16 protein-coding genes are annotated in these 18312 nt (G+C 74.8%); 11 read left to right on the forward strand and 5 right to left on the reverse strand.

Features of this window, described 5'->3' with window-relative positions; translation table 11 throughout:
* Nucleotides 1–27 precede the first annotated feature (27 nt).
* The 6 genes from AC3WRM_RS06740 to AC3WRM_RS06765 all read left to right on the forward strand — a co-directional run bounded on the left by AC3WRM_RS06740 (nucleotide 28) and on the right by AC3WRM_RS06765 (nucleotide 6181).
* Nucleotides 28–984: a siderophore-interacting protein gene (locus AC3WRM_RS06740; RefSeq protein ID WP_492247745.1), complete on the forward strand. Its 957-nt coding sequence runs from the start codon at nucleotides 28–30 to the stop codon at nucleotides 982–984.
* Nucleotides 977–1987, forward strand: a complete 1011-nt coding sequence (locus AC3WRM_RS06745; protein ID WP_492247746.1) for an ABC transporter substrate-binding protein — start codon at nucleotides 977–979, stop codon at nucleotides 1985–1987. The genes AC3WRM_RS06740 and AC3WRM_RS06745 overlap by 8 nt, the downstream gene beginning before the upstream one ends.
* A 138-nt stretch (nucleotides 1988–2125) precedes the next feature.
* Nucleotides 2126–2488 carry a YraN family protein gene (locus AC3WRM_RS06750; protein WP_492247747.1) on the forward strand — a complete coding sequence of 121 codons (363 nt, stop codon included), beginning with the start codon at nucleotides 2126–2128 and terminating at the stop codon, nucleotides 2486–2488.
* Nucleotides 2488–4065: a YifB family Mg chelatase-like AAA ATPase gene (locus AC3WRM_RS06755; protein WP_492247748.1), complete on the forward strand. Its 1578-nt coding sequence runs from the start codon at nucleotides 2488–2490 to the stop codon at nucleotides 4063–4065. Before AC3WRM_RS06750 ends, AC3WRM_RS06755 begins: the two co-directional genes overlap by 1 nt.
* Complete coding sequence (locus AC3WRM_RS06760; RefSeq protein WP_492247749.1) at nucleotides 4062–5252, forward strand: DNA-processing protein DprA; 1191 nt, start codon at nucleotides 4062–4064, stop codon at nucleotides 5250–5252. Before AC3WRM_RS06755 ends, AC3WRM_RS06760 begins: the two co-directional genes overlap by 4 nt.
* Nucleotides 5253–5269: 17 nt before the next feature.
* Nucleotides 5270–6181 (forward strand): tyrosine-type recombinase/integrase, encoded by a 912-nt coding sequence (locus AC3WRM_RS06765; RefSeq protein ID WP_492247750.1) that lies wholly within the window; start codon nucleotides 5270–5272, stop codon nucleotides 6179–6181.
* 23 nt (nucleotides 6182–6204) lie between these two features.
* Here the strand turns inward: AC3WRM_RS06765 and AC3WRM_RS06770 are convergent, their stop codons facing one another.
* From AC3WRM_RS06770 to AC3WRM_RS06785, 4 genes are read right to left on the reverse strand one after another with little or no spacing between them, the layout of a single operon-like run.
* A complete protein-coding gene (locus AC3WRM_RS06770) occupies nucleotides 6205–7578 on the reverse strand; it encodes a hypothetical protein (protein ID WP_492247751.1) in 1374 nt (457 codons plus the stop codon).
* A 30-nt stretch (nucleotides 7579–7608) separates the two neighbouring features.
* Nucleotides 7609–8418: an ABC transporter permease gene (locus AC3WRM_RS06775; RefSeq protein ID WP_492247752.1), complete on the reverse strand. Its 810-nt coding sequence runs from the start codon at nucleotides 8416–8418 to the stop codon at nucleotides 7609–7611.
* On the reverse strand, nucleotides 8415–9377 hold the full coding sequence (locus AC3WRM_RS06780; RefSeq protein WP_492247753.1) for an ATP-binding cassette domain-containing protein: 963 nt from the start codon (nucleotides 9375–9377) through the stop codon (nucleotides 8415–8417). The genes AC3WRM_RS06775 and AC3WRM_RS06780 overlap by 4 nt, the downstream gene beginning before the upstream one ends.
* Before the next feature lie 43 nt (nucleotides 9378–9420).
* Nucleotides 9421–10767 (reverse strand): hypothetical protein, encoded by a 1347-nt coding sequence (locus tag AC3WRM_RS06785; protein WP_492247754.1) that lies wholly within the window; start codon nucleotides 10765–10767, stop codon nucleotides 9421–9423.
* Nucleotides 10768–10970: 203 nt separating this feature from the next.
* Between AC3WRM_RS06785 and AC3WRM_RS06790 the strand changes: the two genes are divergently transcribed.
* Genes AC3WRM_RS06790 through AC3WRM_RS06800 form a run of 3 tightly spaced genes read left to right on the forward strand, consistent with a single transcriptional unit; the run spans nucleotide 10971 to nucleotide 15257 of the window.
* Complete coding sequence (locus tag AC3WRM_RS06790) at nucleotides 10971–12395, forward strand: hypothetical protein (protein ID WP_492247755.1); 1425 nt, start codon at nucleotides 10971–10973, stop codon at nucleotides 12393–12395.
* Nucleotides 12392–13876 carry a condensation domain-containing protein gene (locus tag AC3WRM_RS06795; protein WP_492247756.1) on the forward strand — a complete coding sequence of 495 codons (1485 nt, stop codon included), beginning with the start codon at nucleotides 12392–12394 and terminating at the stop codon, nucleotides 13874–13876. The genes AC3WRM_RS06790 and AC3WRM_RS06795 overlap by 4 nt, the downstream gene beginning before the upstream one ends.
* Complete coding sequence (locus tag AC3WRM_RS06800; protein ID WP_492247757.1) at nucleotides 13857–15257, forward strand: condensation domain-containing protein; 1401 nt, start codon at nucleotides 13857–13859, stop codon at nucleotides 15255–15257. The genes AC3WRM_RS06795 and AC3WRM_RS06800 overlap by 20 nt, the downstream gene beginning before the upstream one ends.
* Here the strand turns inward: AC3WRM_RS06800 and AC3WRM_RS06805 are convergent.
* Nucleotides 15214–16152, reverse strand: coding sequence for a M23 family metallopeptidase (locus tag AC3WRM_RS06805; RefSeq protein ID WP_492247758.1), 939 nt, complete (start codon nucleotides 16150–16152; stop codon nucleotides 15214–15216). The two genes, AC3WRM_RS06800 and AC3WRM_RS06805, sit on opposite strands and share 44 nt — an antisense overlap.
* 327 nt (nucleotides 16153–16479) lie before the next feature.
* Here AC3WRM_RS06805 and rpsB point away from each other — a divergent pair, with 327 nt between their 5' ends.
* Both rpsB and tsf read left to right on the forward strand, forming a co-directional pair.
* Nucleotides 16480–17376: a 30S ribosomal protein S2 gene (gene rpsB / locus AC3WRM_RS06810; RefSeq protein ID WP_492247759.1), complete on the forward strand. Its 897-nt coding sequence runs from the start codon at nucleotides 16480–16482 to the stop codon at nucleotides 17374–17376.
* 93 nt (nucleotides 17377–17469) lie between these two features.
* Complete coding sequence (gene tsf / locus AC3WRM_RS06815) at nucleotides 17470–18285, forward strand: translation elongation factor Ts (protein ID WP_492247760.1); 816 nt, start codon at nucleotides 17470–17472, stop codon at nucleotides 18283–18285.
* The last annotated feature ends 27 nt before the right edge of the window (nucleotides 18286–18312 follow it).

The raw sequence follows: 18312 nt of genomic DNA on the forward strand, positions 1-18312 counted from the left end.
CAACGACCAGGGACGAGGGGAGCGCGGATGAGCTCAGAGGGTGCGGGACGGTCGGCGTCGCGGAGCGTGCTGCCGCCGGGGATGGCGATGGCTCTGGCCACGGTGACCAGGCTGGAGCGGCAGGGCCGGTACGCGTGGCTCGCGGTCGAGGCGCCCGAGCTCGCGGCGCTGCGGCCACGAGGCGCTGCGCCGGTGCTCAAGGTGTTCATCGCCCCACGTCCGGGCGACGTGCCTGCCCTCCCGACGTTCAGCCCGACGTACCTGCCGTCCTGGCCGTCGGAGTCGGAGCGGCCCACGGTGCGCTCGTACACCGCGGTGGACTACCGGGCGGCCGACGCGCGGATCGAGTTCCTCGCCTTCGACCCCGGCGCCGGCTCGTGGTGGGTCGACCACCTCAGCCTGGGTGACCCCCTGGGAGTGATCGGGTTCAAGCACGAGCTGGTGCTCGACGACGAGCCTCGGGTCGTGGTCGCCGTCGGCGACCGCTCGGGGGCCGGGGGCATCGCGGCCCTGTCCCGTCAGCTGCCCCCGGACGTGGCGCTGCACGTCGTGGTCCCCGAGACGGGCTGGCCCCTGGAGGTCCTCGCTGCGCGTGACGGTCTCACCGTCCAGCGGGCACGGACGGACCACCTCGGCTTTCCGGTCGTCGACTGGTCCGACGTGGCTGCGACCAGTGAGGCGCCCGCTTCGGCGACGTCCGTGTGGCTGGCCGGTGAGGTGACCCCGGTCGCGGCCCTGCGTGGTGAGGCGATCGCCGCCGGTGTTCTACCCACGAGGATCGTGGCGCAGCCGTACTGGCGCGCCGGCCAGACCCGGGACGAGTTCGACGCGGCGCTCTCCGTCCGCTACCGCGATGCGGCCGCGCGCGGCGTCGACATCCAGGACCCCGTCGTCGCTGCCGACCTCGAGCTGCGGTGGCCCGCGCCGGACCGGGTCCAGCCCCAGGCCCTCGACACACCCCGAGAGGACGGCGCTGATGCCTGACCACCCCACCCGGCCCTCCCGCCGACGTCTCGCCGTCGCGCTGACCGCCCTGGCGGCGCTGGCCCTGACCGCCTGCGCCTCGACCCCGGCCCGCGACACCGACGGCGCTGCCGCGGGCGAGGGATTCCCCGTGACGGTCGAGCACGGGCAGGGCACCGCGGAGATCCCTCACCGGCCGCAGCGGGTGGTCGCGTTGAGCTGGACCGACGTCCAGATCGCCGATGCGCTCGACGTGCCGCTCGTGGCCGCGGTCGCCAACCCGGACTCCGAGGACGGCAACTGGCCGGGTGTCTCGCTGGAGCCCGACCTCCTGAGCCTGGACTCGGTCACCCCGGACCTCGAGGAGATCGCCTCCCACCAGCCTGACCTGATCCTCATGACCGCCGCGCAGCCCACGTACTCCGAGGAGTACGAAAGGATCTCGAAGATCGCGCCCACCGTCTCGTTCCACACCGCGCTCCTGCAGGACGACGGCGACGAGCTCACCCGGATGATCGGCACGGCCACCGGCAAGGCACGGGAGGCCGACGCATTGATCGAGGCGTCGGCCGAGGAGATCGAGGCGTTCCGCAGGAAGCTGCCCGGTCTGGCCGGTGCCAAGGTCGTGTTCGCCCAGTACTACCGGGGCTCGACCGGGGCGGTCGTCACCGAGGACGCGCCGGTGGTGCAGTTCTTCGGCCGACTCGGCCTCGTCGTGCCCGACGAGCTGTCGAGGCTGGCCGGCGACGCGGCGGCCTACGGCACCGTGACGCTCTCGGACGAGAAGCTCGATCTGCTCGACAGCGCCGATGCGGCCCTCGTCAACGCCCCCGAGGGGGAGGAGACGTTCTCCGCGCTGCCGCTCGTGCGGAACCTGCGGCTGAGCGGTGACGGGACCCTGTTCTTCACCGGCAATGAGCTGGCCAGCCTGTTGCTGACCCCGAACCCCGCCACCACCGGCCTGCTGCTCGACCAGCTCCGCGAACCCCTCGGCCGGCTCGCCGAGCTGCGCGCCAGATCCTGAGCCCGACCACCCCTCCCACCCGGCGGTGTCGCGCCGCCGGACCGAGCGTCCACAGGACCCTCGCCGGGCTGGTCCCGGCCGTCCACACGCCGCGTGACGGGTCTGTCGGTGGCGTCGTCGGGTGGCGAGGCTGGGGGCATGAGTCAGGCACGCAACGACGCGCTGGGGCGGTACGGGGAGCAGGTGGCGGCGCGGCACCTGGAGTCGCTCGGCATGACGATCCTGGAGCGGCGGTGGACGTGCCGGTGGGGTGAGCTCGACCTGGTGGCGCGCGACGGCGGCACGATCGTGTTCTGCGAGGTCAAGACGCGGACGAGCTCGCGCCACGGGACGGGCTTCGAGTCGGTCTCGGCGCGCAAGGCGGCTCGGCTGCGGCGGGCGGCGTCGGCGTGGTTGCAGGCGCAGGAGGAGCAGCCCGAGGCGGTGCGGATCGACGTGGTGTCGGTGCGGATCCCGCGGCGTGGTGGTCCGGTCGTCGAGCGGATGGGTGGGGTGGCCTGATGGCCGCGACGCACTCGGTGACCCTGGACGGACTCACCGGTCGGGCGATCGAGGTGGAGGTCGACATCGCCTCGGGGCTGCCCACGACGATCGTGGTGGGCCTGGCCGACACGATCGTCAACGAGGCGCGCGACCGGGTGCGCGCCGCGGTCGTCAACTCCGGCACGACGTGGCCCGACCAGCGGGTGACGATCAACCTCGCCCCGTCGACGCTCCCGAAGACCGGGTCGCACTACGACCTCGCGATCGGGGTGGCGATGTTCGTGGAGAAGTCGCTCGTCCCGGTGGCGGCCACGACGGGCACGGTCTTCATCGGTGAGCTCGCCCTCGACGGTCGGCTGCGTGCCGTCCGGGGCGTGCTGCCGGCGACGGTGGCGGCCGTGGAGGCCGGCTTCGAGCGGGTGTTCGTGCCGGAGTCGAACGTGGGGGAGGCCGAGCTCGTGAGCGGGGTGCAGGTCGTGGGCGTGCGGTCGCTGCGCCAGGTGGTCGCGCTGCTCACCGGGCAGGACGAGCCGGACGACCCGCCGGTGCCGCCGCTCGACGAGGGTGTCGGGCTGGGGCACGCCTACGTCGACCGGGTGGCGGGGCTCGACCTCGCCGACGTGGCCGGGCAGGAGGACCCCCGCACCGCCGTGGTGGTGGCGGCTGCCGGGGGCCACCACGTGCTGATGACCGGCCCGCCCGGCATCGGCAAGACGATGCTGGCCCAGCGGCTCCCGGGCCTGCTGCCCGACCTGACCCGCGAGCAGGCCCTGGAAGTCAGTGCGGTGCACTCCCTGGCGGGCGTGCTGCCCGCGGACGTGCCGCTCGTCGAACGTCCGCCGTTCGTCGACCCTCACCACACGGCCAGCGCCGTGGCGATCGTCGGGGGAGGTCAGCGCGGCATCCGTCCGGGCGCGCTGAGCCTCGCCCACCGCGGCGTCCTCTTCCTCGACGAGGCGCCGGAGTTCGCGTCGAACGTGCTCGACGCGCTGCGCCAGCCGTTGGAGTCGGGTCACGTGGTCGTCTCCCGCGCGGCGCAGACCGCCACGTTCCCCGCGCGGTTCCAGCTGGTGCTCGCGGCGAACCCGTGTCCGTGTGGGCAGGGCGGGTCGGTGAGCGACCCGTGCGAGTGCACGCCGCTCATGCAGCGCCGCTACCGCGATCGGATCTCCGGTCCGGTGCGCGACCGCATCGACATCCACCGCACGCTGGTCCCGCCGAGCCGGCCCGAGCTGGTCCACGACGCGACGGGCGCCCGCTCGACCGCGCAGCTCGCGCCGTTCGTGCGTCGCGCCCGGGAACGTCAGGCGGTCCGGCTCGACGGCACGCCGTGGCAGGCCAACGCCGACGTGCCGGGCGTCGACCTGCGCAAGCACTGGCCGGCCACCGACGCGGCTCGGCGTCTCGTCGACTCCCACCTGCGCGGCCAGCGGCTCTCGGCCCGCTCGGCCGACCGCGTCCTCCGGGTGGCGTGGACCGTCTGCGACCTCCGGGAGGGTGAGCGACCCGACGTGGACGACGTCGAGCTGGCGCTCGCGCTGCGTCGCGGCACGCCGCTCGGGCCGCTGCTGCGCGACCTGGTGGTGGCGCCGTGACCGACCGGACCGACCAGTTCCGACGGGGCGACGCGCGGCGCGACGCCGACGCGCGGCTCGCGCTGAGCCTCGTCGTCGAGCCCGGCGACCCGCGACTCGTCGGAGTGCTGGCTGAGCACCCGGCGGGTGCCGTGGTGTCGGCGATCCGCCAGGGCAACGGATCCCTCGCGGCGCGGCTCCCCGACGCGTGGCGCGACGGTGCGGCCCGCCTCGAGCGCGACGTCGCCGCGGCGCGCGCCCGCGCCGATGAGCAGGGTCTGCGCTGGGTGGTGCCCGGCGACCGGGAGTGGCCGTCCGGGCTCGACGACCTCGACCACGTGGAGCCGCACGGCGGCACGACCGGCGCACCGCTGGGGTTGTGGGTCCGCGGTCCGGCCGACCTCGCCGCGCTCGCGGAGCAGGCGGTGGCCGTCGTCGGCGCCCGCTCCTGCACCGCCTACGGCAGCGACTGCGCGGCGGAGATCGCGGCCGACGTGGCCGACCAGGGCGGCACCGTCGTCAGCGGCGCGGCGTTCGGCATCGACGCCGCCGCCCACCGCGGTGCGCTCGTGCAGGACCGGCCGACGGTGGCGGTGCTCGCCTGCGGGGCCGACGTCGACTACCCACGGACGCACGCGTCCCTCCTGCGGCGGATCGCGCAGGACGGTCTCGTCGTCTCGGAGCAGGCCCCCGGCCAGGTGCCGATGCGCTCACGCTTCCTGTCGCGCAACCGGATCATCGCCGCCCTCGCCATCGGGACGGTCGTGGTCGAGGCGGCACGGCGCAGCGGGTCGCTCAACACCCTCTCCTGGGCCGACGCCCTGGGTCGCGTGACGATGGGCGTCCCCGGTCCGGTCACCTCCCAGCAGTCCGCCGGCGTGCACCAGGCGGTCCGCGACGGTCGCGCCGTGCTGGTCACGACCGGCAGGGAGGTGCTTGACGCGGTCGCCGGGGTCACCGCCGACGTCGCCGAGCCCGCACGGGTCGACGAGACCGAGCACGACCGGCTGGGCCAGCTGGCGCGGCGTGTGCTGGACGCACTGTCGTTCGAGCAGGCTAGGACGGATGCCGACGTCGCCGCCTCGGCGCGGGGGAGTCGTGCCGAGGTGAGCCGGCTGCTGACGGCCCTCGAGCGCCAAGGACTGTGCGTCCACGTGGGCGACCGCTGGCTCGTGCTCCCGCGTGGTGCCTCGACGGCCCGGCGCTGAGCCGTCACCCTGGGGGCATGGGGTCAGCCTGGGACGACGCGGTCGAGGCGTTCGCGGAGCACCTGCGTCACGAGCGGAACCTGTCGGAGCACTCGGTCCGCGGCTACCGGACCGACCTCGCCCTGCTCGCGGAGCACGCACGGGCGCTGGGCCTCGAGGGGCCTGCCGACCTCACCACCCGCGCGCTGCGCAGCTGGCTCGCCCACCAGCAGACGCTCGGCCGCGCCCGGGCTACCATCGCCCGGCGCGCCACGTCGGCGCGGACCTTCACCGCGTGGTGCGTCCGCACGGGACGCGCGTCGTCGGACCCGGGGGCCCTGCTCGCGAGCCCCAAGGCGCGGCGCGAGCTGCCCGCCGTCCTCAGCGAGAGCGAGGTGCGGGCCCTGCTCGACACGACCGCCGAGTCTGTGGCCGACGACGGACCCGTGGGTCTGCGCGACCTCCTCGTCCTGGAGCTGCTGTACGCCACCGGGGTGCGGGTGGGTGAGCTGTGCGGCCTCGACGTGGACGACGTCGACCGGGGCCGGCGGCTCGTGCGGGTGCTCGGCAAGGGGCGCAAGGAACGGTCCGTCCCGTACGGCGTGCCTGCCGCGCGAGCGCTCGACGCCTGGCTCACGACGGGCCGGCCCGCGCTGGCGACGTCGGGCAGCGGGCCCGCCCTGCTGCTGGGGCTGCGCGGCGGCCGTCTCGACCCGCGCACGGCGCGCAAGGTGGTGCACGACCGGCTCGCCGCCGTCGACGGCGCGCCCGACCTCGGCCCGCACGGGCTGCGCCACACGGCCGCGACGCACCTGCTGGAGGGGGGCGCCGACCTGCGCAGCGTGCAGGAGGTGCTGGGACACGCCTCGCTCGGCACGACGCAGATCTACACGCACGTCAGCACCGAGCGGCTGCGCGCCGCCTACCGCCTCGCCCACCCACGGGCCTGACGGCGCCGACCCACGCCGGGGTCTCACCAGGGGGTGCCGCCTACGCCCCAGCGCGAGGTCGTGTCGACGACGAGGCGGGTGAGCTCGTCGCGGTCGCCCAGGTGGTCGGGGTCCACGCCCAGCACGGCCAGGGTCGCGGTGCCGCCGTGCCGCGCCCACCAGACCGTGAGCCCGCCCCGCGTGCGCCGCAGCATCGCCGGGGTGACGCCCTGTGTCACCGAACGCATCAGCACCGACGTCGCGGGTCGACCCAGCGGTGCGGCGAACGTGGCGGGCAGCTGGCCCAGGTTCGAGCACAGGCAGAGGGGCGCCGAGACGCCGCGTGCGAGGACCGCGACGGCCGGGTCCGGCAGCAGCTGCGTCAGCGGGCCGAGCGGGTCGCGCGGGCCGCTCGCCAGGGACGCGTAGGCGCTGCGGGCCTGCGCCCGGACCGCCCCCAGGTCGACGACCCGGCCGACACCGTCCTCGACCCCGGTCTCGACGTCGATCGAGACACCTGACGTCGCGTTCGAGCGCAGGTCGTCGGTGCCGCGCAGGCTGACGGGCAGCGACACCCGCACGGGGCGTCCGGCCTCGACCCGACCCGAGGCCAGCAGCACCTCCACGGCCACGGCGACCAGCAGGCTGTTCGACGTCCCACCGTGCCGCGCGGCCGCCTCGTCCCAGGCCCGGGCGTCCAGGTCGACGACAACCGTGGCCGGCACGCGCGGCGCGTCGTCGCCCGGGCGGTCGGGGCCGAGGAGCCCGTCGCGCGACGTCTGCACGTCGCTGCGCGGCGGTCGCGACGACGTGAGCGCGGCGCGGACGGCCGTGGCTCCGCCGCGCAGCGCGAGCCCGACCTGCCGCGCCGCGTCGCGCACGTCGTCGCGGACCGTGGGCACGGGCGCCTCCGCCGGCAGTCGACCCAGGCCGCCCCCGTCGACCGCCGCGACGAGGGCCGCGACGTGGGCGCCGCCGTCGCAGACGACGTGCGGCGTCAGGTACGACAGGACGGAGCCGCCGTCGGTCGTGCGGGCGGTGGCGAGGCTCCACGTGGGGCCCGACCAGGGGTCCAGGTTGACGGCCGCGCGCTCCTCCGCCCACCCGAGCACCTCGCCGGGGTGCAGGGGCGCGGTCTCGACGTGGACCGGGCCGGCCGCCGACGAGGGCACCCACGTGTCGCGTGCGCCGGGGACCCGCGACGTCCTGATCGCCCGGGCGAGCGGACCCTCGCGGAGCCCGCGGTCGAGCCGCTCGACCCCGGCCGGGTCGAGGGGGCGGTCGAAGCGCCACACCGTCTGGTTGACCACCGGGATGCCGAGCACACGGTGCGCCCGGACGAAGAGGTCGTCGTCCAGGGTCAGCCGGTTGCGGTCGGTGGCGGCCGCCGGCACGGTGTGTGCGGTCTGCAGGCTCATCGCTCCCCCTCGTCCCTCGGGTCCTGGGTCTCAGTCGCGACGGACGTAGGCGCGCACCGTGAGCGGTGCGAAGATCGCGAGCACGGCGAACGAGCCGACGAGGGCCGTCAGCACCGACCCGGCGGCGGGGTCGCCCCCGGCGAGGTCGCGCACCGCCGAGACCAGGTGGGTGACCGGGTTGACCTCCGCGATCGCGCGCATCCACGACGGCATCGTCTCGGTGGGCACCAGCGCGTTCGACATGAACGACAGCGGCGTCAGGACGAGCATCGACACGCCCTGGACCGCGGCGGCGCTGCGCATCATCACGCCCATCAGGGCGAACACCCAGCTCATCGTGAAGCCGCTCAGCACGACCAGGGCGCAGCCCGCGGCGAGCCCCGTCCACGACTCCGGCCGGTAGCCCATCGTCAGACCGACGGCCACGGTCATCGTCACGGCGACCACGTAGCGGACGACGTCGGCGAGCAGTGCACCGGCGAGCGGCGCCGTGCGTGCGACGGGCAACGACCGGAACCGGTCGAACACGCCGCGGTCGATGTCGTCGCGCAGCTGCACCCCCGTGACGACCGAGGCCGTGACGGCGATCTGCACGAGGACGCCGGGCACGAGCTGCGGCAGGTAGGCGTCGACCCCGCCGGCGACGGCGCCGCCGAACACGTTGGCGAACAGGATGGTGCCGACGACGGGCAGCACGATGACGTCGAAGAGCCGCTGCGGGTCGTGGCGCACCCGCAGGAGTCCCCGGTGGCCGAACGTGAGGACCTGGGTCAGGGCGGACAGCGGACCCACGCCGCCGCGCGAGGCCCGGCGGGGCGGGACCCCGATGGCGGCGCTCATGCCGCGTCCTGCCGCTGGGGGCCGGGTGCGTCGAGCGCACCGGTCAGCGCGAAGAACACCTCGTCCAGGCTCGGACGTGCCGCGCTGAGCTCGCCGATCTCGATACCGCGCGCGGCGAGCGCCAGCACGACGTCGGACGTCACCGCACCCGACCGGATCGGCGCTGCCAGCAGGACACCGTCGTCCTGGGGCACCTGCCCGGTCACCTCGTGCAGGACCCGGGCGGCCTCGACGCGTCGGCCGGGGTCGGCCACGACCAGGTGGAGGGTCAGGCCGCCGACGGACTCCTTGAGCTCCGCGGGAGTGCCGTCCGCGACGACCCGGCCCCGGTCGATGACCGCGATCCGGTCGGCGAGCTGGTCCGCCTCCTCCAGGTACTGCGTCGTGAGCAGCACCGTGGTGCCCTGCGCGACCAGCTCGCGCACCGTCGCCCACATGTCGGCCCTGGTGCGCGGGTCCAGACCCGTCGTGGGCTCGTCGAGGAACAGCAGGGGCGGGTCGCCGAGGAGGCTGGCCGCGATGTCGAGACGACGCCGCATGCCACCCGAGAACGTCGACACGGCGCGGTGCGCGACGTGCGTCAGGCTGAAGCGCTCGAGCAGCTCGGCCGCGCGGGCGCGGGCCGCCGGGCGTCGCCAGCCGACCAGCCGGGCGAAGAGGTACAGGTTCTCCTGCGCCGTCAGCAGCTCGTCGAGCGCGGCGTACTGGCCCGTGAGGCCGACGAGGGAGCGCACCTGGGTGGGGGAGCGCATCACGTCCTGCCCGAAGACCTCCGCCCGGCCGTCGTCGAGGCGGACGAGGGTCGCGAGAGCGCGCACGGCGGTCGTCTTCCCGGCGCCGTTCGGGCCCAGCACGGCGTGCACCGTGCCCGCCTGCACGGACAGGTCGAGCCCGTCGAGCGCCCGTTGCGCCCCGTACGTCTTGACCAGTCCTTCGGCCCGGATGGCCCACTCGGTCATCGTCGTCCCCCTCCGTCGCGTCGCGGCGCACAGCGCCCGGTGCTCACCACAGCCGTGCCTCGACGTGCCAGGCGGCCAGCCCCGAGCGCACGAGCTCGCGCAAGGTGGCGTCGTCGGGCACCCGGGCCGGGTCGAGGGCGGCGACCGTCACGGTGGTGCGGTCCCCGCAGGTGCAGGCCCATGCGGTCATCCCGCCGCCGAGCGCGCGGATCTCGGCGTCGTCGACCACGCGGTGCCCGGCCAGGGCGGCGATGCTGCGGGCGGGCGTCCCGGTCGGTGCGCTGAACGCGGGCGACATCGTCCCGAGGTTGGAGGCCAGCACGCGGGGGCCGGTCGGCACCGGGAGCCGACGCACGACCGCGTCCGGCAGCATCTGCACGAGCGTGAGGAGGGACCCGGTGTCGGCGTCGGCGTCGTCCTTCGTGTCGCGCCCGCCGAGCTTGGCGTAGGCCTCCCGGCACCCCGCGCGGAGCGGGGCGAGGTCGTGGCGACGCAGGTCGCCCGGGTCGACGGCGACGCGGGCGATGCGGGTGGCGTTGGCGCGAGGGTCGTCGTCGCCTCGCGCGGTGACGGGCAGGGCCACCAGCACCGGCTCGTCCTCGTCCGTGATCCCGGCCGACACGACCAGGGACGCGCTCAGCGCCACGAACCACGTGTTGAGGGTGCCGCCGTGTCGTGCCGCCGCAGCCTCCACGTCAGCCGTGCGGCACTCCGCCACCACGGTGGGCACCACCCAGCCCTCGGGAGCGGACGGGCCGACCGGGGTCGGCGCCGGCGACGACCCCTCGGAGGACGTCGTGTCGCCACGCCGTCGCAGCGCGCTCGCGGCGCCCCACCGCACGACGGCCCGGACCTGGCGCGTCGCGTCCTCCAGGTCGGCCCGCAACGTCCCCCAGGTGCCGTCGCGGTCGGGCAGCGTCAGCGGTGCACGCCCGGACGCCGCCCGCTCGACGGCGTCGACCATCGCACCACCGTCGGCGACGGCGTGGTCGACGATCAGCGACAGCAGCGAGCCACCGTCGGCGAGCCGTGCGCTCGCCAGTCGCCAGGAGTCGCCCCGGCCCGGGTGCAGCGGAGCGGTGTGGTTGGCGCGGAGCCAGTCGACGACGTCGCACTCCTGGAGCACGGTCGGCTCGACGTCGATCGGCGGGGCGTGAGGCGCCCGCGACCAGCGACCTCGTGCACCGGGCACGCGCGGACGATCCGCGCGACGCGAGAGCGCTCCGCGGGCCAGCTCGTCGCGCAGCCGGACCAGCGCCGTGGTCGGCACGACGTCGTCGAGACGCCAGACGAACTGGTTGACGATCGGCGTCCCCACGCCGCGGTGCCGTCGCAGGAACAGGTCGTCCCCGAACGTCAGACGAACCGTCGCGTGGTCGATCGTCATCATGAACACCCCCCCAGGTTCTGCCGAGTCAAGCGGCCCGCCGCCGACCGTGTCCAGGGGGGAGGGCGCGTGAGCATCATCACGTCGCGCACACTCTCCGACGGCGCGCAGACTGGCGGACACGACCGTGTGGGGAGTGCGCGGCCGTGGCGGATGGATCGCGTCGCCGAAGAGACCGGCGGCGCACCGGACGGGGGGAGCACGCCATGGAGTACACCGAGCTGGACGACTACCCGATCCCTGCGGGGATCGTGACGACCTGGACGCCGACGACGTCGTCCGAGGCGTGGGAGGACGATCCGCGTGGACTGTCCTACGACCATGCCGCCCACCTGGCACGAGATCCCGACGGCTCGTGGATCGGCTCTGCCATGCGGGTGCCGCTGCCGTTCGACGCCGACGCGCTGCGCCGTGCACTGTGGGCCTGGATCGCCCGCCACGAGGTGCTGCGCACGACCGTCCGCCGGGACGCCGACTCCGCGTCGTCGTGCGCGTGGCAGCGGCAGACGGTCCACCACTCGCGGGTCGACGTGCGACCGGAGGTGCTCGGGTACCGCTCCAGCGACGCCGCGCGCGTCGAGGTGGCGCAGTTCCTGGCCCGGCTGTCGCCCGTCACCTGGCCGCACTGCGTCTTCGCCACCGTCCGCGGCACGCACGCCGACGGCTTCGTGCTCGTCTTCGCCGCCGACCACAGCGTCATGGACGCGTACTCGCAGGTGCTCTGGTTCGCCGAGATGGAGGACCTGTACCGCCAGGCCCTCGCAGGGGTCGGCGACGACGCGCTCGCCGTGCTCGACGTGGGCAGCCACGTCGACTTCTCGGCCGTCGACCGCCGCGCGGGCGAGGAGCTGTCGGTGGACCATCCGGCCGTGCGGCGCTGGCGCGCGTTCACGTCGCTCGACGAGAACGGGGCGCCGCGCGAGGTGCCGGCGTTCCCGCACCATCCCGACGTGGCCGCGGCCGGCGTCGACGACCGGCCGCGACGCCAGCGCAGCCTCTCGACGTGGGTGCTGGGAGGGCCCGAGACCGACGAGCTCGGGCGACGGCTGCGCGAGCAGGGTGTCGGGCTGCAGGCGGCCGGCCTCGCGGCGCTGGGGATCGCGTCCCGTCGGCGCTCGGGCGTCGAGCGGCTGCGGTTCGTGATGCCGATGCACACCCGGCACGACCCGCGTCACCGCGAGTCCGTGGGCTGGTACGTCGGCCTGTGCCCGGTCGACCTGGACCTGACGGGGACGCACTCCTTCGGCGAGGCGGTCGCCCGGGCCGATGCGGCGACGCGGGAGGTCAAGGACCTCGCGCGGCACCCCTTCCCGCGGGTCGCCGAGCTCCTGGGCGTCGGCGACACCCCGCACTTCGTGGTGTCCTACGTCGACGTCCGGCACGTGCCGGGGGCCGAGCGGTGGCCGGCCCAGCAGGCCCGAGCGCTGAGGTCACCGGTGTTCGCCCCGGACGAGCTCTACCTGTGGCTGATCCGCCACCAGGGCGGCCTGAACCTCTCCGTCCGCTACCCGGGCGCCTGGGCCGTCGACGCGGCCGTCCGAGGTCTCGCGGCCCACCTGCGCGCGGTCTTCGCCGACATGGTGGAGCACGAGCGGGCGAACCGCCTCGCGACGACGGCGGCGGACCGATGATCCTCGCGGAGATGGCGCGCTGGCGCACGGCGCCCGGGACCGTGCTGACCCTCGGGCCGACACCGGAGAGCCTCGCGGCCGCGGCCGACGCGCCGGTCGACCCTGCGCCGCCCTCGTTCCTCCAGGCCGACCACCTGCGGGCCTACGCCGCCCGCCGGCGCTCGGGCGGCGTGCACCGCGCCTGGACCGGCGTGGCGACCGAGGTCGACGGCCCGCTCGACCGCGACGCCCTGGCGCGTGCACTCACGCGGCTCGTGACGACGCACGAGGGACTGCGGTCGTGGTTCGACCTGACCGGCGAGGTCCCCCTCCGCCACGTGGTCCCGGTCGCCGACGTCGAGCACGCGGTCGTCGACGTGCGCGAGCTCGACGTCGACGGCCGCTCGTGGGACGACGCGCTGCAGGCGCACCTGGTCCAGACCTTCGACGCCGCGTGCCGGCCCGACGCCTGGCCCGGGTTCGTGCTCGGGGCGGTCGAGCACGCCGACGGGTTCGGCCTCTTCTGGGGGTGCGACCACGCCTTCACCGACGGCGCGTCGCAGCTCATGGTCGCCTCGGAGCTGGCCGACCTGTACGCGGCGGAGGTCGCCGAGCCCGGCGGTCCTGCGCTGGTCGAGGGGGCGCTGCCGACACCGGAGGAGTCGGGGCCGTTCGGTGCCTTCGCCGCCGAGGAGCACGCCCGCGCCGCGACCTACGACGCGTCGTCCCCCGAGGTCCGTGCGTGGACGGCGCTCGTGGAGTCCCAGGGCGGTCGTCTGCCCTCCTTCCCGCTCGACCTCGGTCTCGAGCCCGGGACGACGGCGCCGGTGCGCATCGTCTCCCACGACCTGCTCGACGCCGAGGCGGCGTCCCGTCTGGACGCCCGGTGCCGCGCTCTCGGCGTGCGGACCGTCTCCGCGGTCTTCGCGGCGCTCGCGGCGACCGACCACCTGCTGGCGGGCCGACGGACCTACGCGGGCGTGACGGTCCTGGGTGCCCGCGACACCGGGCCGTACCTGCGGTCGCACGGCTGGTTCTGCACCTTCGCGCCCGTGCTGTTCGACGTCGCACCGCACGTCGACGACCTCGACGCGCTCCTGCGCGCGGCCCACGCCGGCTACGAGACCGGCCGGAGCGCCTCCCGCATGCCGGCGCACGTGGCCCTGGCCGAGATGCTGCGGACGGGTGTCCTCGGACCCGAGGGCGTCGGGTCTCCGCAGCTCGTCTCCTACCTCGACGTCCGGCGGTTCCCCGGGGCGGGGCGGCCGGCCCACGAGCGCGGCGTGCACTTCACGGGCGAGGGCCGCACGGCCAACGCGTCGATGTGGGTCAACCGCGACGCCGAGCGTCTCTACATCGGGCTGCAGCACCCCGACACGCCCGAGGCGCATGCCGCGGTGACGCGGTACTGCTCCGTGCTGGAACGGGTCGCCGGAGCGCTGGCCGACGGGTCGACGTCCCTGCCCGACGTGGAACCCAGCCGTGCTGGTCACGTCGGCTGACCTCTGGACGCCCGCGCCGGGCACGGTCGTCTCGTGGGACGTCCAGCCCGGTGCGAGCCCACCGCGTCGCGTCGACCTCTCGCTCAACCAGCACAACCACCTGGCCGCGGCGGTCGCGGGGGAGCCCTCGGTGTGGATGGCAGCGGGCTTCGACGTCGACGGTCCGGTCGACGTGGTGGCCCTCGAGCGGTCCTACCGCGAGGTCGTCGCCCGGCACAGCGCGCTGCAGGTGGGTGCTGAGGTCGTGGACGGCGCCGTGCGCGGAACCCACCACGAGGCCTCGGAGCTGCGCTGGACCCGACGCGCCGACGTGCCGATGTCGACCGTGGCCGAGACCCGCGACCACGTGCGTCGCGAGCTCGACGCGGCCTGCTGGCCGCTGTCGTACCCGGCGTTCTGGCCCGCCGCGATCTCGCGCCCCGACCGCTCGACGGTCGTGCTCGGGCTCGACCACCTGCACGTCGACGCGTACTCCCTCGCCGTGCTGGTCGACGACCTCCACGCCGTCTACGCCGGCCTGGTCCACCAGGGTCGCGTGCCCGACCTGCCGGAGACGTCGTGCTTCGTGGCGGGACTCGCGGACCCGCCGCGTCGCGTGCCCGCCGCCGACGTCCGCCTCGGGGCGTGGCACGACTTCCTCGCCCGCCAGGACCACCGGCTCCCGACCTTCCCCCTGCCCCTGGGCGTCGGTCCCGGGGAGCGGGCGGCCCAGCGCACCGAGGTGTCGGTGCTGGGCGACGCCTCCGTCGCCGACGGGCTGGGCGTCCACGCGCATCGGCACGGCGGGTCCACGGCCACGGCCGCCCTCGCCGCCCTCGCGGTGGCGGTGGCCGACCTCGGCGGGCCGGACACCCTGCCGGTGCTCATGCCCGTCCACCTCCGGTCGACGCCGGCCGAGCGGCGGACGGTCGGCTGGCTCACGACGACAGTCCCGGTCGAGCTGGCGACGCACCGCGACGCGTGCGCGACGCTCGCCCACGCGGCGGGAGCCGTCGACGCCGCACGGGCGATGGCGGCCGTGCCCCTGGAGCAGGTGCTCGACTCGGCCACGAAGCCGCTGGTGCGCGAGCGGACCGACGTCTTCATGGCCTCCTACCTCGATTACCGACGCCTGCCCGGGCACGAGGAGCTCCTGCGACGCCGAGCGCACCACGTGTCCGCGCCGACCCTCGCCGACGACCTGCAGGTGTGGGTCTCGCGCACGCACGAAGGGCTCGGCGTCAGGGTGCGCACGCCCGCCACCCTGACGGCGGCGCAGGTCGTGGCGAGGCTGCTCGAGCGCTGGAGGACGACGATCGAGGCGATGGCGTCGGGGCGGTGCGCGGACCCGCTCGCCCTCACCGGAGCGGGTCGACCGGTCCACCCCGTCGGGTCACCATGAAGTGCAGGTGGCAGCCGGTGGAGAGGCCGGTCGAGCCGACGGCGCCGAGCACGGTGCTCGGCGTGACCCGTGCTCCGGGCGCGACCGACGTCGCGGAGAGGTGCGCGTAGCCGGTCTCGACGCCGCGGCCGTGCTCGACCACCACCCGCAGGCCGTACGGACCGTCGTCGCCGACGCTGCGCACGGTGCCGGCCCGTGCCGCACGCACGGGCGTGCCGCAGGCCGCACCGAGGTCGACTCCGTCGTGCAGCTTCCGCACGCCGGTCACCGGGTGCACCCGCATGCCGAACGCCGACGTGACCGGACCGCCCACCGGTCGCGCCCACCCGCCCGTCCCTCCTGCCCCGCCGAACGTGCCCGCGGGCGGCCGGGGGAGCGGACCGTCCGGGTCGACGAGCACGAACCGCGACCCGCCGGCCAGCCGGCCCCGCGGGTCGAGGTAGCGCTCGCCCACGAGCCGGCCGAGGTGCAGGCACGCTCCCGCGCAGTGCGAGCCCGCGACGTCGAGCCGGCCGAGCACCTCGCCCGCGTCCACCGCGTCCCCGGCACGGACGACGCGTCGGACCACCGGCTGGTAGGTGGAGCGTTCGGCTCCGTGCTCGACCGTGACCACGCCCACGCCCGCGACGGTGCCCGAGAACAGCACGCGCCCGACCGCCACGGAACGGACCGCCTCGCCGGCCCGACCGGGCAGGTCGACGCCGCGGTGACCCGCCCGGTACGGCCCGTCGGGCAGGTCGAAGTCGGCGGACACCTGGCGCGAGCCCAGGGGCCAGCGCCACGGCGGGCCCTCGTCTGCTGCCTCGTCGGCGACGGTCGGAGCGGGCGCGAGAAGCGTCAGCAGCGCGAGGAGGGGGACCAGCAGGAGCAGTGCACTCGAGGACGGGCGACGCATGACCCGAGCCAACCGTCGACGCCGCCCGCGCTCCAGGGGCGGACGGGACGGTGTGGACAACGGCCGCACACGAGCGCCGCGGACCTGTGGATTTCTCGATCGCCGTCCCCGTGTCCTAGACTGGCCCCATCACGTCCCCGGACGTGAAATTCGCACGCCCGCCTCCGTCGTGACACCGCCAGCCGGTCGAACCTCGGGCGCGACCCTGGTCCTGCTCGCAGGTCGGCTCGCGCGGCGCGGGAGTCAGGGCGCCGCCGACCGGTGGCGCGTCAACCAGGAACCGGACCACCCGCCCTCGGGCCGGTGCGTCCACAGGAAGGATCGACCATGGCGGTCGTCACCATGCGAGAGCTGCTCGAGAGCGGCGTCCACTTCGGGCACCAGACCCGTCGCTGGAACCCGAAGATGAAGCGCTTCATCTTCACCGAGCGCAACGGCATCTACATCATCGACCTGCAGCAGTCGCTGGCCTACATCGACGCCGGCTACGAGTTCGTCAAGAACACCGTCGCCCGCGGCGGCACCATCCTGTTCGTCGGCACCAAGCGCCAGGCACAGGAGCCGATCGAGGAGCAGGCCAAGCGCGTCGGCATGCCCTACGTCAACCAGCGCTGGCTGGGCGGCATGCTCACCAACTTCCAGACGATGCACCAGCGGCTCCAGCGCATGAAGGAGCTCGAGGAGATCGACTTCGACGACGTGGCCGGCTCCGGCCGCACGAAGAAGGAGCTCCTCCAGATGCGTCGCGAGTACGACAAGCTCAACCGCACCCTCGGCGGTGTGCGCGACATGGGCCGCACGCCGTCCGCGGTGTGGATCGTCGACACCAAGAAGGAGCACCTCGCCGTCGACGAGGCCAAGAAGCTGAACATCCCGATCGTCGCCATCCTCGACACGAACTGCGACCCGGACGACGTCACCTACCCGATCCCGGGCAACGACGACGCCATCCGCTCGGTCAGCGTGCTGACGCGCGTCGTCGCCGACGCCGTCGCCGAGGGCCTGCTCCAGCGTGGCGGTGCCAAGACCGGCGCCGAGGAGGCCGGCTCCGAGCTCGGTGGCGGCGAGCCGCTCGCCGAGTGGGAGCGCGAGCTGCTGGAGAAGAAGGACGACGCCCCCGCCGAGGCCCCCGCGGCCGAGGCGACCCCCGCCCCCGAGGCTGCCGAGGCGACCCCCGCGCCCGAGGCCGCCGAGGCGACCGAGCCGGCCGCCGCCGAGAAGTGACGTCGACCCCGTGACACCCGGTCGGGTGCCGGACGACCTCCGGCACCCGACCACCCCCCTTCCACCACCACGACCCAGGGAAGAGACCCTCACATGGCCATTGCTGCCGCAGACGTGAAGAAGCTCCGCGACGCCACCGGCGCGGGCATGATGGACGCCAAGAAGGCCCTCACCGAGGCCGACGGCGACTTCGACAAGGCCGTCGAGATCCTGCGCATCTCCGGTGCCGCCAAGGCCGCCAAGCGCGGCGCCGAGCGCGAGGCCTCCGCCGGTCTCGTCGCCAGCTCCGGCAACGCGATCGTCGAGCTGAACTCCGAGACCGACTTCGTTGCGAAGAACGAGCAGTTCATCGCCCTCGCCGAGCGCCTCGCCGCCGCCGCGGACGCCAGCAAGCCCGCCGACGCCGACGCGTTCGCGAAGACCACGCTCGACGACGGCAAGACCGTCGAGGAGACCATCAGCGCCCTCGCCGCCGTCATCGGCGAGAAGATCGAGCTCGGCCGCGTGGCCGCGTTCGACGGCCAGGTCGCCGTCTACCTGCACCGTCGCGCCAGCGACCTGCCGCCCGCCGTCGGCGTGCTCGTCGAGTACACCGGTGACGACCTCGACGCCGCCCGCGGCGCCGCCATGCAGATCGCCGCGATGCGCCCGCGCTACCTCACCCGCGAGGACGTCCCCGCCGACATCGTCGCGAAGGAGCGCGAGATCGCCGAGGCGACCGCGCGCGAGGAGGGCAAGCCCGAGCAGGCGATCGCGAAGATCACCGAGGGTCGCGTCAACGGCTTCTTCAAGGACGTCGTCCTGCTCGACCAGCCGTCGGTCACCGACAACAAGAAGACGGTCAAGTCCGTCCTCGACGACGCCGGCGTGACCGTCACGCGCTTCGCGCACATCGAGATCGGCGCCTGATCCCAGGAGCCGACCCCAGCACGACGA

The sequence above is a fragment of the Aeromicrobium sp. EU05-FHT14F07 genome (assembly GCF_058790455.1).

What these genes read in the sequence shown, in the direction of transcription:
- AC3WRM_RS06740 (WP_492247745.1), top strand. Translation starts at nt 28, where the DNA reads ATGAGCTCAGAGGGTGCGGGACGGTCGGCGTCGCGGAGCGTGCTGCCG.
- AC3WRM_RS06745 (WP_492247746.1), top strand. Translation starts at nt 977, where the DNA reads ATGCCTGACCACCCCACCCGGCCCTCCCGCCGACGTCTCGCCGTCGCG.
- AC3WRM_RS06750 (WP_492247747.1), top strand. Translation starts at nt 2,126, where the DNA reads ATGAGTCAGGCACGCAACGACGCGCTGGGGCGGTACGGGGAGCAGGTG.
- AC3WRM_RS06755 (WP_492247748.1), top strand. Translation starts at nt 2,488, where the DNA reads ATGGCCGCGACGCACTCGGTGACCCTGGACGGACTCACCGGTCGGGCG.
- AC3WRM_RS06765 (WP_492247750.1), top strand. Translation starts at nt 5,270, where the DNA reads ATGGGGTCAGCCTGGGACGACGCGGTCGAGGCGTTCGCGGAGCACCTG.
- AC3WRM_RS06770 (WP_492247751.1), bottom strand. Translation starts at nt 7,578, where the DNA reads ATGAGCCTGCAGACCGCACACACCGTGCCGGCGGCCGCCACCGACCGC.
- AC3WRM_RS06775 (WP_492247752.1), bottom strand. Translation starts at nt 8,418, where the DNA reads ATGAGCGCCGCCATCGGGGTCCCGCCCCGCCGGGCCTCGCGCGGCGGC.
- AC3WRM_RS06780 (WP_492247753.1), bottom strand. Translation starts at nt 9,377, where the DNA reads ATGACCGAGTGGGCCATCCGGGCCGAAGGACTGGTCAAGACGTACGGG.
- AC3WRM_RS06785 (WP_492247754.1), bottom strand. Translation starts at nt 10,767, where the DNA reads ATGATGACGATCGACCACGCGACGGTTCGTCTGACGTTCGGGGACGAC.
- AC3WRM_RS06790 (WP_492247755.1), top strand. Translation starts at nt 10,971, where the DNA reads ATGGAGTACACCGAGCTGGACGACTACCCGATCCCTGCGGGGATCGTG.
- AC3WRM_RS06795 (WP_492247756.1), top strand. Translation starts at nt 12,392, where the DNA reads ATGATCCTCGCGGAGATGGCGCGCTGGCGCACGGCGCCCGGGACCGTG.
- AC3WRM_RS06805 (WP_492247758.1), bottom strand. Translation starts at nt 16,152, where the DNA reads ATGCGTCGCCCGTCCTCGAGTGCACTGCTCCTGCTGGTCCCCCTCCTC.
- rpsB (WP_492247759.1), top strand. Translation starts at nt 16,480, where the DNA reads ATGGCGGTCGTCACCATGCGAGAGCTGCTCGAGAGCGGCGTCCACTTC.
- tsf (WP_492247760.1), top strand. Translation starts at nt 17,470, where the DNA reads ATGGCCATTGCTGCCGCAGACGTGAAGAAGCTCCGCGACGCCACCGGC.